The following is an 18,510-nucleotide window of genomic DNA, read 5'->3' on the forward strand; positions in this document are numbered from 1 at the left end:
ACCTAAAGATCAAAATCCTCCCTCTCCTCACGAAAGGAATAATAGGTTGATTTTCCAACAATCAGATGATCAAGCAGACAAATCCCTAAATCATCACAGGACCGCTTAATCTTTTGGGTAAAATCAATATCATTTCGACTTGGATATGCCTCACCCGACGGATGATTGTGAACCACAATCAAAGACGTTGCCATCAGATGACAGGCATAATGTAAAATCTCACGTGGCTCAGCAATCGAACGACGAACCCCACCAATAAAGACCGTCTTTTGCTGAATAATACGGTTCTGCGTATCCAAATAGATAGCCACCAGATGCTCCTGAGGCTTGTCGCCAATATCCAACATCATACGACGCGCCACCTGCTGGCTAGACATAATCTGCTCAGACCGAGCCAACTCAGCCTTCTCAATCCGCTTAGCCAACTCCACCATAGCCTTGAGCTCAATAGACTTCACACGCCCAATACCAGGAATCTCCTGAAGCTCATTCAAGGACAAACGAGACAAATCCGCCAAACTCGTCATCCCTTTCAAAATACGATTGGCCATAGATAGGACCGACTCAGACCTAGTCCCTGTCCGCAGCACTATCGCCAACAACTCCTGGTCCGACAAAACCTCTGCTCCCTTCTGTAAGAGTCGCTCACGAGGCAAAAGCCCCGACTCCTCAGCTACAATACTATACATAAGAAAAAAACCTCCTACTTACCTATTCGTAAGTGGGAGGGGAAGTTAAACAGCTGAAGATTTTTTTAAACCTAATTTCTTTAACAAGGCTTTTCGATATGCTGAAAATTTTTTCTTTAACGTCAGTGGTTCTGCTACCTGTGACATTTCAATAAGATGGAGCTTATAACGTTCTGCAAAAGATATTTTTCCTGAAGCAATAATACGATAATCAATTCCTAGATCCCAGGCTTTTCGATAGAAAAGATAAGAAAGGGTATCCTCATCAAAGTCATAGAAAGCTTGCTTATCCTTAAGAATAATTTTTTCTAGAAAATCTTTTGACAACCACATAGAACCTTGAAAAACATGAAGCGAATGATTGATTACTTTTTGACATTCGTTAGTTAGTTTAACTGTCTGTTCTTGATTTAAGGCACCAATTGCATCTGTCCAATAGAGTTCTTTTGATAAATCAGCAAAAACCAGACCAACCTCTGGAAAATGGTCAAAGATTGATGCCACTTTCTCCTCATCTAATAGTATATCCACTAAAGCAAGTCTTGTAGCTTCATCAACAAGTTTGCCCTCATTTCCAAAGTCTTCTGTGTGAAAATGCCCAATAAAGTCGTACTCGCTAAGCTGAGATGCCAAGGATACTAAGGCATGGTAATGATTATCAAATCTTTGAGAGACTAGCTGAAATCTATCTTTATCAAAGCTATTTAATAAGGTGTTCTCAACGATATTTTTATCCAAATGGCTTGATAAAGTGAAATAATAAAAGGTAGATAACTTTTTATCAGAGAAAACTTTTAGTCTCTCAAGGTCACTAATATGTACATGGATAGCCGAATGATAGTCTTTCCCACTTACCGAATGAAATGAAGGTTCAATGATTTTCTCATCTAAAATGACTAAGCTATCTGGCGAATGGTAGCTGTTAAGATGGGACTTAATTAGTGCTACTGGATATGCCGATAGCTTAGTAATATAGTCTAAAAGTAGTCTTCCCTTTTTTTCATTGTCAGTAAATGCTTTTAGTTTAATGAACGGTACCTTATGTTCAAGTGTACTTATCGGTCTATAGTAAGAAAAATCAGGGTGAATTAAGTCTTCTGCCTCTGCATCAATAGTATTAAAGACAGCATCATAATGGTAACCAGCTTCAAGAAGAACACTAGTAACCCTAGTTTCATAATTATCAATAACATCTTGAACATCGGTAAAAGTCTTTATAGAAGTCCAAAATTGTTGAAAGGATTCTGAACCGACAACATGCTTTTTGAAAGATATAAAATAACTTTGCAAATGCTCATCGAAATATTTGGTCTTTCTAAAATTCGTCATCCCCCAAAAATCAACATTCTGTCGTTGTTCAAATCCTTCAACTATGTTAGATAAATCCCAAAGAGGACCAAAGCAAGTATCATTCATGAGTGTAACCGAATCGAAGTCTGTTAAATGTTCGAATCCAATATGAGCCATACCATCTCTCCAGGCTGCAAAATCAAAGCCCAAATTCTCTCTCTGGATAACTTCATCTATGCCAAGCTCTTTGAGAGTTAATGTTGCCGATTCCGTTAGTTGACTATTTGAAATCACAATAAGTTTAGAAAAAAGTGGTCGAAGTTGCTCCAATTGGTAGAGCACATGACCACTTAATTCGTCGTACTTATTATAATGAACATACAATAAGAGACGTTTCATTTATTCTTGAATCTCCCATTTTCCATTTCTCTGAACCATACCAGTTGCAGAATCTTTAGCAGACTTATCATCATCTTCAATATCAGTTCGATTTAAAAGAATAACTGGTGAATTTTCCGAATCAGCAAAGGCAATCATCTGATCATCCTTATCTCGAACAGAAACCTGAAGCTTGAGCTTGATATTATTAAGATGGGAAAGACTACATTTGTAAGTAAGTGTTTTTCTTCCAGAACCACTCGTCTTATTGTCTATAGAATTATCATTGTAGATCCAGATACCACGGTCAATATCTGTCAATGAAAAGGCAATATAGGTCTCAATATCCTCATTGACATCATATGAAATCTCAAATGAAATATCTTGGTCAGGACTGATAATATTGTCATTCAAGAGTTTTACTTGTAAATCTGTGATTTTAGGATTTTCAACAACAACGTCGTCGTTTGAAACCTTTTGACCAGCAGCATTATCAAAACTATATTGGTTAGCAACTTCGTCTGGATCACCAACCACTTTTACCAAACCATGTTCAATCAGAACTGCTTTATTACAGTATTTTTTAACTGCTGACATGTCATGGGTAACTAAGATGGTTGTTTTTCCAGATTGCTTACGTTCCATGAAATAATCATTACACTTACGTTGGAAGGCCTCGTCACCTACGGCTAAAACTTCATCCAAAATAAGGATATCCCCCTGAGCCTTGATAGCAACTGAGAAAGCCAGACGAACCTGCATACCACTTGAGTAATTCTTCAACTTTTGATTCATAAAATCATGAAGTTCAGCAAAGTCTACAATGTCATCATACATGGCATCTACTTCTTCTGTTGAAAAACCAAGCATGGCACCATTCATATAGACATTCTCACGACCAGTTAATTCCGGATTAAACCCAACCCCAAGCTCAATGAAAGATACCAACTTACCATCAATGGTAACCTTACCTTTTTCTGGAACATAAATCTCAGAAATAATTTTTAGAAGTGTTGATTTACCAGAACCATTACGTCCAACAATTCCATAGAAATCACCCTTTTCAACTTCAAATGAAATATCTTTTAAGACATGTTGTTCAGTATACCCTTTAATCCCTTTAAAGCGATTGACTAAAGTTGTTCTCAAACTCTGACTCGCCTCAGTTGGTAACTTAAAATACTTACTTACATGATCTACTTTTACAGCAATATTATTTGACATTATAGAATCTCCGCAAATCGTTTAGCATTTCGATTAAAGACAAGGAAACCAATGATAAAAATCACTACAGGAATCGCATAAGGAACAAAAGCAATCAATTTATTATTAATAATATCCCATCCTCTTGGATTAACTGGGTCAATGATAAAATGACGCATATCCTGTAAAATCTGAGCAATCGGATTAAGCATCATAATCTTTGCAACAAACTCTTGATTTCTTTGAAGAAGATAAGTGATTGAGTAGATAATTGGACTTGCATACATACCTGCTTGAAGTACTACTTCCCAAACTGGACCAATATCACGGTATTTAACAAAGAGTGCTGATAGAATAAAAGCAACTCCCATTGCCATCAATAGCACCTCAATGAAGAGAGGAATGATAACCAAAGTATTGAAACCAATTGGAACATGGTTAATCAATGCAAATACGAAAACAACCACTAGGTTAATCAAGAAATTAATCGCTGCTCCTAGTACGGATGAGATCACGATTGTTTGCTTCGGAAAGTTAAGTTTACGTAAGAGATCCCCTCGTGAAACAATGGAAAGCATCCCCATATTGGTAGCCTCTGTAAAGAAGCCCCAAAAAATCATAGCCAAAAGCAAGCCTACTGCATAGTGTGGTGTCCCATCATCAAATCTCAAGAAACGAACAAAGACAAGGTACATAATTGTAAACATCATCAAAGGTTTCAAAATAGACCAAAGATAACCAATGAAAGAACCTTGATAACGCAATTTAAAATCCGTTTTAATCAGTTCCTTAAGTAAAATCCTATTTTTTTGACTAAAGAAATTCATTTAGTCCTCCTTATACATGAATTTTGTCAAAATCAAGCTCGTAAACACAAAAGTATGAAAAGCCCTGTTTTTACGGTAACCATATGTTTTCAAACGACGGTAACGCTCTCTTAACCCTTGATCCATAATGGTCACAAAGTTTTCAACCAACTCTCTATTTTCAGTATTCAATGGCAAAGAAAGAAGATTTTCCGCCTGATTCTGACTAGCCTTAATCAACTTCCAATATTTGTTGAACAAAGTCTGAGGTCGAATCCAATTCTGCATACGTTTCCGAAGAGTTCTAGCACCCAAAACATTATCTGCGTGCTGACGGTAAAGCTCTGTTGGCTGATCAATATAGACCAGATCACCAAATGCTGAAGCAAGCAAACCTAAATACCAGTCATGCATCAGAAGCTCATTAGGTTCCTCGCCAGTCCATAATTCGGCTAGAGCATGATTAATTAGCGACACACCGCCAGTAACGGTGTTTTCTGTCATTTCTTGAACCAACTTAGTATTAGCATGGTCAGATTGAGTACGAATCATACTCTCATGAAGCACCTCTAAATCTTGGTTCACAACCTTTAAATCCGTGTATACCAAAAGTGGTTTATCAGATGGGTATCTACTCGCTTCCTCAAGCTGAAGAGATAGCTTCTCAGGTAACCAAGTATCATCCTGGTCCGAGAAAAGATAGTAGTCAGATTCTTGATACTTCAAAAGCGTAAAGAAACTCTTTATTACACCTAAATTTTCAGTTTGATCAGGATTGATAAAAGTAATGCGATCATCTTCTAAAGCGAAACGTTTGATAATCTCTCTCGTTTTATCTTTAGATCCATCATCACGAATTAACAAGGTCCAATCAGTATAAGTTTGCTGCTGAATACTTTCAATTTGCTCCGCTAGAAAGTTCTCACCATTATAAGTGGACATGAGAATAGTTACTTTCATGATAAAAACAGCTCCTCGTATTCACCCACGATTTTTTCCCAGGTGTAATTTTCTTTCATATTTGCTTTAGCAGCATCTCCCAAGTCCTCAAACGACACTTGACCATCTACAGAATCAATAAGCTTAGACAAATTCCCATCCACTTTATTCCAATACAAGGCGGTCTCCTGAGCAACCTGATGATTAAAGTCTACATTATAGATAAGATTGAGGTCCGTTTGAGCCAAGGCCTCTAATAAGCCTGGATTCGTTCCACCTACTTCATGTCCATGAATATAAGCAAAGGCTTGGTTACGGATATACTTAAGCAAGTCCTGATCATAGACAGTCCCCACAAACTTCACACGTTTATCTTTATCAAATCCTGTTATCTGTCGTAGTTCATCAAAGTAAGCATTCCCTTCATGATTACAGATGATAACAAGATCACGCTCTGTAGAGGACTTCATAAATTCACGAATCGCAGTTTCGTAGTTGTTTTCAGGAACAAATCGACCCAGTATCAAATAATAATCTTTTTCTTGAGTCTGCCATTTCTGATACCAATCTCGAACGGGGGCATCCTCAGCAGTCAAAGTCGTCTTAGATAAATCAGTTCCATAAGCAATGAAAGTCGTTCTAGCCCACGGATAGGTATTTTGAATATAGGTCTCAATACCTCGGTTATCAGAAATAATTAAGTTCGCATACTTTGTCATCTCTTTTTCAGAGTATTTGAGATAGCTTTGAACAGGTTTAGACCACTTAGCACGTTTCCATTCCAAACCGTCAGGATTGACTAACAAAATCCCACCAACGGACTGAATTTTCTTGGCAAAATGAACAATGAAGGCACCAATGGTATTTCCTAAAATATAGAAAATTGGGGATTGAATTCCCTCTTTTTTAATAAGTTTCAAGCTATAATTGATAGCCATCATATCGTAAGCTATGACACGTGCGGGACCTAGCTTTGGAGGATTGACCGTAAAACAATCCGCACCCTTATAGTCAAAATGGTTGCCAGTGCTTTCGTCAGATAAGCAAGCCACGTGATAACGTATAGCAGGTGATACCTTATAAGAAATCAATTTTTCAACAAATGTCTCGAAACCACCATATTGAGCAGGCAAACCTCTACTACCTATGATAAAAATATCCTTCAAAGTTTACCTCCATTCGTCACATCTCTCAAATACACAGAATTATACATAGTAGCTTTTATTATACCATTTTGGAAGGTATTTTGCATGATTGGACAGAAAGAGTAAAGCAAAAAGGCCCTTCGAAAATGGCCTTTTCATTCTTAATCATAGATAACGAGATTTTACCTTAATTCATCTTTTTAAGCTGAAATAATTTTTTTACAGCAGATTTCACACTCTTCGTTAGTGCTTTTCGGCTGTTGAGAAAATCTACATCTTTCTGATTTACTTTCTTATAACGCAATTCATCATCCTCAAGTTTTTCAGTAATATTAGCATAAACACTCTCCAGAGAGTATCTCTCTTTCAAACTTGGAACAGCTTTTACTGCTTCAAGTTTCTCTTGGTCAAATCCACCAAGGACCTCTGAAATCATGCTAGTTAAGGTATCCAAGTCACCCAAAGGGTAGATATGACCTTGCTCATTCATATACTCGAAGGCTGATTTATGTCCCGCATTATCTGATAAAATCGTTGGAATGCCATTTAAAACAGACTCTACATAAACCAGACCAAACGTCTCCATACTCGACGGGAAAACAGCTAAATCCTTATCAGTAATCTCTGACCAAGGATCATCTAAATATCCCATAAATGAAACATTTTTCAAATTATGCTCTACAATATAATCATCACAGAGTTGTTTATAATCCTCATCCCATGCACCTAAAAATACAAGTTCGGTTTCTGCTAGATTAAGCATTTGAAAAGCTTTAATCAACTCAAGCTGATTCTTTCTCTGAGTCAAGCGACCAACTGAAACGATACGATGGTGGTCCTTGGATTCAGTTTCCAGCCCTTCTTTAGGTTCAATTTGAGTATAAGGTGCAAAGGAATAAATCTTCCTATTTGGAAAATACTTTTGTAAATCCTCTGTCAACGCTCCTGTTACAGCAAAAATCTCATCAGAAAACTTGTCTATAAAGTCAATTTTTTCTTTATAGTAACCGAACTCCCCCTCAGGAAATTCATGAATCAACCAAAAATGTTTGACATTCTCAAAAGTTGCAGCAAGTGCACCTTGAAAAACATTGACTGTATTACTAATAACAAGGTCTACCTTGTTATCTACAATAATATTTCGAATATCTTTGACATTCTTATTATAAGATTTCACTCGCAAAAAATGATTTGCTGGCGATCCACCCGGTGCTTCTTCCCACCACCATTTGACAGCCGAAAGACCATAGGTCTCAATTCCTGCTTTCTGAAGTTCTGCTTGATACTCCTCTTGAGATGGCACCTTGTAATCAGGGAAAACGTTTAACACACGATAACCTTTTTCCACAAGAAATTTCATAAGATTGACTATCGAAATTTCGGCACCATTATCCAGGGTCCCTGTCGGAGAAATAAATAATATTGTTTTAGTCATAAATTATGCAAATACCCCCCAATAATGGAAAAGAATCAAATACATAGCCACTAAGAAATTGGCAATTAAAGTCAGAGTTGCTATCTTCAATCTTTTCTGTCGAGATAAATCAATCTTAGCTGTGTTAGCGACTAGCGGCAACAAAAGAATGATAAATGGCGTGAAATAACGTCCTTGAGCACCAACTGATATATTAGCTCCCTGACCAAGAACAACTGGTGTCCACTGCATATACATTACTGTAACAGCGGCTAAAACCTCTAGTAGGAAGAGAATCCAAGATGCATTAGCAAAGTCTTTTGTAAAGAAATCCTTCTTACTTGATAAGAATAAAATTGTAAGAACGATGATATCAATAAAGATTAACCACAGTGGCATTTGTAAAGTAAGATTACCAAGATAACCGAACATTCCAAGTGACAAGATACCATTCAAGTTATCATTCAACTCAGGATTAAAGAGCGTATTACGCAAAACTTCACCATAGTGGCGTAGTCCACCTTGATTCTTCATTAAGAATTGAAGAACCAATACGACACCTACAACAAAGAGAAGATAGAAGACTGCTTTATATTTTGAAATAAAGGTCTTTATGGCTTGTACTGGACGATTTAGAAAGGCAAGGACACCTTCAAACTCAAACGGTACAAATGGAATCAATCCCAATAATAAAACGTTATTTGGTTTGGTTGCTAGAAGCAAAATCGCTAGACCTATCACCTGTATAAAATTACGATTGGTAAAACGTTTAGAATAGGCAAGATTCGTAATAAAACCGAGAGCCAACATCACTTCCAAATAGTTCATCACATCATAAGAAAGTGACGAAGCTTGCTGAACCATAATAGGTAGCAGCGAAATAAACATTAGGGCTGTTTTCCCATACTTGAAATAACGTATTAAAAAGTAAATTCCTAGTATATAGGCCAGTGCATTAAAGATGCGCCCCATATAGATAATCATCCCAACTGTAGGACTAATCCAACTTCCAATCGTCATCCCTATCAACTGTGGAATAAAGGAGATTGTTTTTAAACTCACACCAAATTGAAAAGGTTCTTTACTCATATCAATCTTTTGAGCAAAAATCTGTTTATATTCCGCTAACTTAACCTTATCATTACTTGGAATCTCATCCATCCACTTAAAAGATGTATCGGTTGGTTTATGGAAAGTTTCCCAAGTCATTCGCGCGTGGTTTGTTTCGTCCGGCACACGATTAATTGGAAATACAAACATAAATGAGAAAATAAAAATCGTTGCTAAGATGAAAAATAAATTTTCAACTTTTATCTGTTTAATTCTGTTCAAAATAAGTCACCATATCATCTTTCTTGCTTAACGTACAGTTTTCAAGAACAGCCCGATAAGCAGCATCTGCAATTTTCTGTCTTAATTCTGGAGATAAAACCAAGGCTTCAAGCTTGTCGAACCACTGGTCATCAGTAGCTAACAATCCTGTTTCACCATCAACAACCGCATCTGAGAAAGCTCCTATCTTACTTGCTACTGTTGGTACCTTCACCAAGGCAGCTTCAATCCACTTAATCTCTGACTTCGCACGGTTAAAGATAGAATCTACAAGCGGTGCTAGGTTAATATCAACCTCACTAATCAAGGCAGGCAATTTATCCCAGTCCACATAATCGTGAGTTACAATTTGATTTTCAAAGGGCTTCATATCTTGTGGGATATCCAGAATCCCGACAATATGTAATTGGACATTGCTATATTTTGTAAGCAGTTGCTTAATAGCTGGTTTAATCAATTCAAAATTTTCATTGTGACTAATTGAACCAGAGAAATAGCCAACCTTAACAATATCAGATGTTTGAGAGTAATCTTTGATATATTGACTACTAATAGCGATTAAGTCATCAGAAGCCAAGTTGCGATTAAGTAAAACCTTACTTTGGTACTTATACAACTCCTCCTGCAATTGGTTAGTCGAAGTAATGGCACCATCACAGTTTTCCAGCATATAGCCATAATTTCGAACACCAGCATCATAGTTTCCTTTTTCAACCGAATTAAGTCCTTGCGTATAACTCAATTGGTCTGTATAAACCGTATCAAAAACCAGATCATCAATATCAAAGAAAACAGGTTTTCCATATTCCTTAGCCAAATGACAGAGACGCAAAAGTTCCGGTGAGATTGGTGAGCGGTAGATAATGATGTGACTAGCATTTTGAGCCATCGATAATTGGAAATCAGATAGGTTAACAACTTTGACGTCAAAGCCATGCTTGCGTAATTGTTCTGCCTTGTTCAAGACACGGTAACGGGTACATTGCGGAATAATGTTTTCAACCCCATCAATCAATAGAATATATTGATCACGTGGAACAGCCTTAAATTTATTCACAATATCTTCCAGAATTGACACTGGATAATCAGTTTTTTCTGCAACAAAGTCCAACAAGTCAGGGACTTCTGAATCACGATCCAGACCTTGCCACAAAAACTGGTCTTCATCATAATTTTTCAGAGCCGTATATTTCACCAAAGGACTACCTGCTTTGAGCATCTTAAGCGGATGGATATACATGGCAGAATCTTCGTATTCTTGCACGACCGCATCGAAACGATAACCCAAATCAGCAAAATGCTTGGTAAAACGTGTCTCATGTCGACCAATAGCCTTATCACGAGAATCTGTATCCGTCAAATGTGTCCAGTACTCATAAAAGTCATCATCGTTTAGCATAAGCTTTTCAATAACTAGGAAATAAGACTGAAGATGCTTAGGAATGTAGCCATAAGGATTCTCTTTAGTAACATCCTCTTGCTCTTCTCCAAAGGAAATCCCCCAGAAATCTAGTTGCTTATCAGCCATTTCTTGGAACACTTGAGACAAATCCCTCATCGGACCAATATTAGTATCATTCACCAAGAGAAGCTGGTCGTAATCTTTAAGCTTATCTTTACCAAAGGCAAAGATTCCTTCTCTAAAGGCTGCAGTATCATATCCTTTGTTATCACGAGTCAAAACCCTACCGTAAGTCTCAAGGGTATTAATATCATCATCGTGAAGCTGTCCATTGACAACTACAATAACATCATCTACCAATGGAGCCAAGGCTTGCAAGAAACGTAATTTGTATTCTTGAAGACGAGCTTCAGACTCAAAAATAACATAAACCAACGCTTTCTTACCATTATATGACAAGGCAGAACGTTGACTATTTCTGAGACGTCGTAACTGACGAACCTTAAGTGGTGTCATTCGACGACGTAGCTGTATCAATTTGACTTTTAAAGCTCTCAAATAATTTTTAATAGCTTTTGGATTCTTAGCAATGACTCCTGCTGTCTTTATAGGTGTGATAAGAGCGTTCCCCAAACGATATGACAGTGAACCTCGGATAAGCTCCATCTCTTTATGGGCATCCTTCAATCGCTTAGATTGTGTATACTTTCTTCGTTCAAGTTGATCACGTTCTTTTTTCAAGCGATTGACATAGTCTGTCACATCACCGTGATGTTTAAGCAAGCTATCTAACCGTTCTTCCAAAACCATGAGGTTATCACAAACTGCCTTGTAAACTTCATGAGGAAGCTTATCAAGATACTTCTCAAGAATGTCAAGATAGATTTCATAATGGTAGCGAACAGACTCACGTCCAGAAATTGACCCTGTTTCAAAGACACGATAATTAAGCTTAGTGCTTGGTTGATATACCGCTTTAGCACCGTTATTAATAATCAAGTTCAATAAAAAGTCATAATCTTCAAGCTTTTTACGATTTAACTTCTCATCATAACGAGTATTTCCAATAATACTTCTACGAATCAAGGAACAATTATCAATAAAACTAGCATTTAGGAAAGCAGTTAAGTCAAATTCACGGCTTTTAAGATAGAACTCTTCTTTTTCTGGGTTAAAAAGATCACAGTACACGATGTCAGCATTTGTTTCCGTCAACTTACTACACAACTGTTCCACATAATCCGCATCGAGGTAGTTATCACTATCTACAAATAGCAAATAATCACCTCTAATAAGCTCGAGTCCTAAATTTCGATTATTTACCACCCCAAGGTTTTCATGAGTTTCAAATCTTGTCTCAAAAGGTGAATCCTTCAAAACCTCTTGGATAATTTGAGTTGAACTATCCGTCGAACCATCATCCAAAACGATTAATTCGATATTAGTATAAGTCTGATTAAAAACACTTCGCAGACACTGCTCAATATACTTTTCATGATTGTAACAAGTCACAACCACTGAGATTAAATTATTCATTTTTCCATCCATTTTGTTTAACAAAATATCAATTAGTACCTGAAAATTACTAATATTACTAAGCTTCAAAGATTGACTAAAGTAGTAATCTTTGAAAGTGCATACCACCTTAATTATACTATAGTTTATACAAAAAAGAAAAAGTCCTCTTGCTATTGAGTAACAAAAAAAGCAGAATTACTCTGCTTTGTGAGGATAAATACTACCCTTTACAATAGAACTTTGAAAATAATGTAACCAACTTCAAATGTTCTATCAGCCTAAATATCACAACATAAATCTTAGTCTGGATTCTCTCTCCCCTTACTGATTTTGAAAATGGTGTTAATTTTGATCTAAAATTTTCTTTACGAATCCAATCCTGTATTCTCCTATGTTGTTCAACAAATTGCTTACTTGATGCAGCTTTCCCAGAAAAGAGTAAATACCAAATATAATATCGTTTGACATAATATTTTATATATTCAGAATCTCCTGCAACATCTTTTAAACAACTTAAAAAATAAATTATATCAATTTTAGGGTTAAAACCTCTTTGCGAAGTATTTGAAATACTTCGTTCATTAAAGAACCAATTATACCCATTGTAATCAATTACCTTTATTTTATCAGTTAAATTATAGGCAGTTAAAGTAAAGATAACATCTTCTCCAATTGGATAATCAAAAAACTGAATATCATTTTCCTTTAAAAATGAAGTGCGATAGATACGTGCCCAAGGTGCCACCACTATATATTTTGACCAATCAGTCTGAGATAGATCTTGTTGGAAAAGAATTTTATGGTCTTTGTTAACTCGTTTATAGCCACCAATAACAATATCTAATTTTTCCTTTTCTATCGCCTCATAAAAGCACTCTAAGTAATCTGGAGCAATAAAATCATCATTATCAATAAAGACTATGTATTCACCCTTTGCAAGGACTATGCCTCGATTTCTAGTCTTAGCTACACCCTCATTTTCCTTATCTATAACCCTAATACTATCATTTTTTGAAGCATAGTTTTGAATTACTTCTAAAGAATTGTCAGTAGAGCCATCATTTAAAATAATAATTTCATAATCGGAAAATGTTTGATCTAAAAGTGAATCAATACACTGACTAAGTCCTTCTTGTGCATTATAAACCGGAATAATTACTGAAATAGCTGGTTTAGACATTGATACTCCTCTTAAAATTCTACTATTACATTGTTTTATATATTCTCAATAGCTTTGGTAATAGAATAATTGATAATCTTAGACCTAATATTCTTGTAATCTTACCGGTTAAATTAAACGACCTATTCTTTATCTCATTTGAAAATTTCAAAAGATACTTGTATTTTTTTAACAGATACATAATCTCAGAATTTGAAATATATTGACTTACATATGGTAAGACTGAGATATATGAAATTGCAAAGTAAATATTTATCGCTTTACGAACATTATTCTTATATTCTCCAATATTCGTTAAACCTATATCTATACTTTTTAAGATGTCATATACATTTTTTTCCTTAACCACATTAGTAATACTTCCAATTCGATTCTGCCTGTACTTATAAGATTCTATATTCAAAATAGAATATTTCGCAGTTAATTTTAAAAGATATGAACAATATAAGCAATCCTCTGATAAGAATCCAACAGGAAAATCTAAAGTTTCCTCAACAAATAAATTTCTTCTGATACATTTGTTCCATGCTGGAGCCGTTAACACACTATTCCTAACCAAGTCAATAACGTTTTCTTCAATATTTCCTGACTCAGGAACAGAGTTAAAATCAATTCTAACACTCTCATCTTTTCCATAATACTTATCATAAGAAAAAATTACTACATCACTTTTATAGGTATCAATATTTCTAGATAAGTTATCAAGGAATTCTAAATTGCTCCAAAAATCATCACCATCAACAAAAAGTATAAACTCACCTTTAGAGTGTTTAATTCCAGTATTTCTAGCCGCAGATAATCCCCCATTGTCCTGATGAATTGTCCTTACCATTTTGTATTTAGAAGCCAACTTATCGCAAAGTTCTCCTGTCACGCCATCTGTAGAACCATCATCAATAATAAGAATTTCATAGTCTGAAGATTGAAATTTCTGATTTGCTAAGCTAGTAATACACTCTGATAAGTAATCTGCAACATTATAAGCAGCTACTACAATTGAAAATTTCATATTATTTTTTCTTTCTAAAAATAGTATAAGGACTTGTAATAAAATAAATTACTAACGATACAATTAACCATGAAATCATAGCACACAAAAATGATAGTGAGGCACCTAATATTTCATATTTCAATACCAGAGTTCTTGCAGTCATTATTGAAACCAAGTAACCAACTACAAAAGAAATGATTAAATAGTGTTGTTTTCTAAATACTGTTAGAATATTATCACACACAGTTGAGAAGGTACTAGCAACACCACCCATCAATAAAATTAAAAAGCTACTTTGATACTGTTTCAAATCTGTTCCATAAACTATATCTAATGCTGGAATAGCAATGAAAGCTCCAACTATATAGATAAGTGTACATGTACCTAATAAAATTCGGAATAGATTATTTTTATATGTAATGAAATGAGAAATTTTCCTTTCTTCAAGAAACACTGCAAGTTGTGTAATCATTGGTCTAAGAAAAATAATCATTAAATTCATTGCAAATATCGGCGTAAATAAAATACTAAAATCTCTTTGAACACCATTTTCAATTAACCCCTTATTGTAGATATCATTTAGAGCATACTTGGGTTGATTGTATATTGAAACCAATAGAAATGCATTAATAAACAATGGTAGACAATCTTTAAACACTTTAATGATTTTACACAGTTTTACATTTCTGATGTTTAAAGTATGGAATAATCTTGAATTAGGATAATCAAATAAAGCAATAAAAAGAAATGAGCTTATTGTTTGTAATATTACTGACCACAAGAGATTTCTAGAAATAAGAAGAACTAGTGCAAATACAGCAGTAGAAATTGTATTTCTCAAAAACAATGATTTACCCGCAATATCTAATCGTTCTCTTTGTTGAAATAACCCTTGAAAAACGTCTGATAGAGCTTCACTCACTCGGAAAAAAGAAGCCCAAAATATTATACCTATATTTGCGTGTGTATTAGGGTTTAAAATGATATAACCAATCAAGAGTAGAACCATTAAAATATTTGAAACTATTCTAGCCATCAAATAAGTATCAAATGAATACTTTTCTTTGATATCTGTCGCCTGAAAATCTCTTACTTGAAAACTAGCCACAATTACAAACAAATTAGCAATAGCGTATGCAAAACTATAAATGTCTGCTGAAGCACTATCTAAAATACGAGTAACAATAAAAAGAAGGATTACGGAAACAGCTGCGGAAGACATACTACCAAGTATATTCCAGAAAAAAACTTTTTGGGGAGTTACATTTTTCAAGTACTTTACTCTCTTTCGATTAACAATATTCCACTTATTATATCATAAGATTTTTAGAGGAATGGAAAACATAATTACATATAATACCTCTCTTTAAATCGCGTTGTACGCTCCTAAGATATTACTGTTAAATATTTACTGATTAGTCATTAGATTTTTGTGCTTTTACATACTGCCTCATTATTAATCGAGCTATCCATTTAGGCCAGAAAATTTCAAACGTCTCTAAATCTTCTTTCGAACGAGTGTTATCACTAATTGTTTTAGAAGTCTCAGATTCTTGATGAATACGATGACACATTAGCCCCTTCGGAACAAAAGAAAAGGAACCATTCATATTACCAATTTTATACCAAGCAATCCAATCTAGATTCCCTTTCAAATTCTCATCAAATTGAAAACCTTTAAGTTTCTCAAGATTATAGGTCACAGCAGGACAACATATAGCGTTCCCAAATGCTAGAATTCGTCTTCTCCATATTTTATTTGATGATAATATATTAATCCCTTTCAACATGAAAGTTTTAATTTTTAAATTTGTTGTTTTAGCAATTTTTTGTCCATCTTTTTCCTCAAAGTAATCAGAATAAATAATTAGAGAATCTGGTACTTTACTTGCCTTCTCCATAATTTCTAGGGAGTAATTAGGCAGATAGTAATCGTCTTGATGAGCAATGGTAGCATACTTCGTTTTAACGAAGGAAAGTGCATTGTTCCAATCTTTCCCTATTCCCCCTCCTACTTTAGAGTGGTAAGGAATATTATATTTCAAGCACAATTTTTCAATATAATCGCTAGGAGTCGACGTATACAAAATCACCTGGGATTTCAACTCTTGATTTACTAATGATAAAATACATTCCTCTAAGAATGGGCTATCTCCATAAGCACAGATAACAAATGTATGTTGATTTTTTAAACTCATTTATTTATCTTTTCCTCTCAAGGCAATTGTTTGAACTAAGTTTTTAAACTTTGTATCAAGTTTAGACAAGCGAACTGTTAATTGATATTGATTAATCAGTAGAAGGAAAATGATAAAAAGGAAAATAAAGTTTACCGCCGAAACAATTCCTAATGCTCTCGCAATGATCTCAGCTAATTTTGGAAAGACACTAAATACAAGTAATACCAGTGAGAAGAAAATCCAAAATAGTGAATCGTTGATTTGTACTTGAGATTTTCTAATCCCTCTAAGAATGAAGGTAACTGTCGCTAGAGATACAAAAATTAGAACAATTTGAAACCAAATAGTCATGGAGTCTAGCCTCTCTTTCTAAAGTTTTGAATGAGTAGGATTGACACAAACATGTGTGTCATATATTTGATAGAACGAGAAAGGGTCAAATAACTTTCTCCCGCTTGTCTATCTTCCATTCTAACTTGCGCTTCCGCAACTTTTACACCATTACGGATGAGATAAGAAACGGTATCTGGCTCTGGACCATAGTTAATATTGAGTGCAAACTCTTTAATTAAATCTTCTGAGAACATTCTCATTCCTGAAGTTGGGTCCTTAATTGTCTTACCTGTGGTAAGTTTAATAGCTGAACTAATTAAGATATTACCTAACATTCGTAAAGAATTTGGTCGTTTCTCTGTAACAAATCGAGAACCAATAACTAGATCAAAGCCATCATTGATTTTCTCTTCCAAACTTTGAATATATTCAGGTAAATGTTGACCATCTGCATCAAATTGAACCGCTTTATTATAACCATGCTCATATGCATATCTTAAACCTGTTTGAAAAGCCCCAGCAAGACCGAGATTCACTGGCAAATCAACAATATTGTAATGATTCTCATGACAAATTTGTGAAGTTTTATCACGGGAACCGTCATTGATAATAACGTAGTCATATTGAGGATAGTTTTGAATGATGTTGTTAACAACATTTTCAATTGAGCCTTCTTCGTTATAGGCTGGGATAATAATGAGTAAATCTGACATCTTTATACGTAGTTTCTCCTGAAAACTCTATTAAAAAGGTCAGTCAAATATATTCAAATCTATTTAACTGACCTTGATTCTTATTTCACTTCTTGTTTGTAAAACTCTTTCAAAGCATCTTGCCATGTTGGAATGACAAATCCTGTAGCCTTAGCCTTAGCCAAACTCATTGTTGAGTTAAGTGGGCGTTTAGCTTTAGCTGGGAATTGGCTTGAATCAACAGGTTTCACTTCAACATCAGTATCTTTGAGAATTTCAACCGCAAAGTCATACCAAGTTGTGTCTTCTGCTGCATCATTTGACAAGTGATAGTAACCATATTCCTTACGGTTTTCAGCCAAATAAGTCATAAACTCTGCCAAAGTACGTGTCCAAGTTGGACGACCGTGTTGGTCATTAACAACTGTAAGTGTCTTGTGAGTCTTAGCAAGGTTTTGCATAGTGAAGACAAAGTTCTTACCATAGTTACCGAATACCCACGCAGTACGGATAATGTAGTAGTTAGTCACATGTTTTTCAACTAGTTCTTCACCCATACGTTTTGTGCGACCGTACTCTGTCTGTGGATCTGGTTTGTCATCAACTTCCCACTCTTGACCGACTGGTTTTTCACCATCAAAAACGTAGTCTGTTGAAATATAAACTAGCGTTGCACCATGTTTTTCAGCAGCCTTAGCGACATTTTCAGTACCTGTCACGTTGATAGCATAGTCAAGCTCTTTACCTTCATCTTCAGCAGCATCAACAGCTGTGTAAGCAGCACAGTGATAAACCAAGGTTGGTTTTACTTCCGCAAAAACTTCATCTACTTTGGCAGCATCAGTGATGTCCATTTCTGCCACATCTACTGCTACATATTCTTCGTTACGTTCATCAAGAAGGTGACGAAGCTCAGTTCCAAGTTGACCATTTGCACCTGTTACTAGAATCATATTTTTCTCCTTGTAGTTTCCAATAATGTCAGTTTCATTTTAACAAAAAAAGCAGAAAAAATCTG

General features: G+C 35.2%; 16 protein-coding genes. All 16 read right to left on the reverse strand.

The features are described from left to right. Positions 1–2: 2 nt before the first annotated feature. The 16 genes from radC to rfbD all read right to left on the reverse strand — a co-directional run bounded on the left by radC (position 3) and on the right by rfbD (position 18,445). A complete protein-coding gene (radC, locus tag HMPREF3112_RS01645) occupies positions 3–689 on the reverse strand; it encodes a RadC family protein (RefSeq protein ID WP_070437676.1) in 687 nt (228 codons plus the stop codon). 45 nt (positions 690–734) lie between these two features. Then, a complete protein-coding gene (locus tag HMPREF3112_RS01650) occupies positions 735–2,378 on the reverse strand; it encodes a rhamnan synthesis F family protein (RefSeq protein WP_070437679.1) in 1,644 nt (547 codons plus the stop codon). Further along, positions 2,379–3,581: an ABC transporter ATP-binding protein gene (locus tag HMPREF3112_RS01655; protein WP_022496742.1), complete on the reverse strand. Its 1,203-nt coding sequence runs from the start codon at positions 3,579–3,581 to the stop codon at positions 2,379–2,381. Then, the gene (locus tag HMPREF3112_RS01660) at positions 3,581–4,387 is read right to left on the reverse strand and encodes an ABC transporter permease (RefSeq protein ID WP_049554133.1); all 807 of its coding nucleotides are present in this window, start codon (positions 4,385–4,387) and stop codon (positions 3,581–3,583) included. Before HMPREF3112_RS01660 ends, HMPREF3112_RS01655 begins: the two co-directional genes overlap by 1 nt. Further along, complete coding sequence (locus HMPREF3112_RS01665; protein ID WP_070437682.1) at positions 4,388–5,326, reverse strand: glycosyltransferase family 2 protein; 939 nt, start codon at positions 5,324–5,326, stop codon at positions 4,388–4,390. Then, the gene (gene cps2T, locus HMPREF3112_RS01670) at positions 5,323–6,471 is read right to left on the reverse strand and encodes a beta 1-4 rhamnosyltransferase Cps2T (RefSeq protein WP_070437685.1); all 1,149 of its coding nucleotides are present in this window, start codon (positions 6,469–6,471) and stop codon (positions 5,323–5,325) included. The genes HMPREF3112_RS01665 and cps2T overlap by 4 nt, the downstream gene beginning before the upstream one ends. A 166-nt stretch (positions 6,472–6,637) precedes the next feature. Next, positions 6,638–7,885 (reverse strand): glycosyltransferase family 4 protein, encoded by a 1,248-nt coding sequence (locus HMPREF3112_RS01675; RefSeq protein WP_070437688.1) that lies wholly within the window; start codon positions 7,883–7,885, stop codon positions 6,638–6,640. Positions 7,886–7,888: 3 nt separating this feature from the next. After that, complete coding sequence (locus tag HMPREF3112_RS01680; RefSeq protein ID WP_070437691.1) at positions 7,889–9,196, reverse strand: DUF2142 domain-containing protein; 1,308 nt, start codon at positions 9,194–9,196, stop codon at positions 7,889–7,891. Next, entirely contained in the window at positions 9,183–12,134 is a 2,952-nt protein-coding gene (locus HMPREF3112_RS01685) for a rhamnan synthesis F family protein (RefSeq protein ID WP_070437694.1), read from the reverse strand. Before HMPREF3112_RS01685 ends, HMPREF3112_RS01680 begins: the two co-directional genes overlap by 14 nt. 202 nt (positions 12,135–12,336) lie before the next feature. After that, complete coding sequence (locus HMPREF3112_RS01690) at positions 12,337–13,296, reverse strand: glycosyltransferase family 2 protein (protein ID WP_070437697.1); 960 nt, start codon at positions 13,294–13,296, stop codon at positions 12,337–12,339. A gap of 25 nt (positions 13,297–13,321) precedes the next feature. Continuing rightward, the gene (locus HMPREF3112_RS01695) at positions 13,322–14,305 is read right to left on the reverse strand and encodes a glycosyltransferase family 2 protein (RefSeq protein WP_070437700.1); all 984 of its coding nucleotides are present in this window, start codon (positions 14,303–14,305) and stop codon (positions 13,322–13,324) included. 1 nt (position 14,306) lies between these two features. Next, the gene (locus HMPREF3112_RS01700) at positions 14,307–15,560 is read right to left on the reverse strand and encodes a lipopolysaccharide biosynthesis protein (RefSeq protein WP_070437703.1); all 1,254 of its coding nucleotides are present in this window, start codon (positions 15,558–15,560) and stop codon (positions 14,307–14,309) included. Between the two features lie 142 nt (positions 15,561–15,702). Then, complete coding sequence (locus tag HMPREF3112_RS01705) at positions 15,703–16,485, reverse strand: glycosyltransferase family A protein (protein WP_070437706.1); 783 nt, start codon at positions 16,483–16,485, stop codon at positions 15,703–15,705. Next, on the reverse strand, positions 16,486–16,818 hold the full coding sequence (locus HMPREF3112_RS01710; protein ID WP_011227433.1) for a DUF2304 domain-containing protein: 333 nt from the start codon (positions 16,816–16,818) through the stop codon (positions 16,486–16,488). Positions 16,819–16,823: 5 nt separating this feature from the next. Further along, a complete protein-coding gene (locus HMPREF3112_RS01715) occupies positions 16,824–17,519 on the reverse strand; it encodes a glycosyltransferase family 2 protein (RefSeq protein WP_175064142.1) in 696 nt (231 codons plus the stop codon). A gap of 74 nt (positions 17,520–17,593) precedes the next feature. Next, positions 17,594–18,445: a dTDP-4-dehydrorhamnose reductase gene (gene rfbD, locus HMPREF3112_RS01720; RefSeq protein ID WP_002884247.1), complete on the reverse strand. Its 852-nt coding sequence runs from the start codon at positions 18,443–18,445 to the stop codon at positions 17,594–17,596. Positions 18,446–18,510: the final 65 nt, after the last annotated feature.

The sequence above is a fragment of the Streptococcus sp. HMSC10E12 genome, assembly GCF_001807855.1.
Lineage (GTDB): Bacteria > Bacillota > Bacilli > Lactobacillales > Streptococcaceae > Streptococcus > Streptococcus salivarius.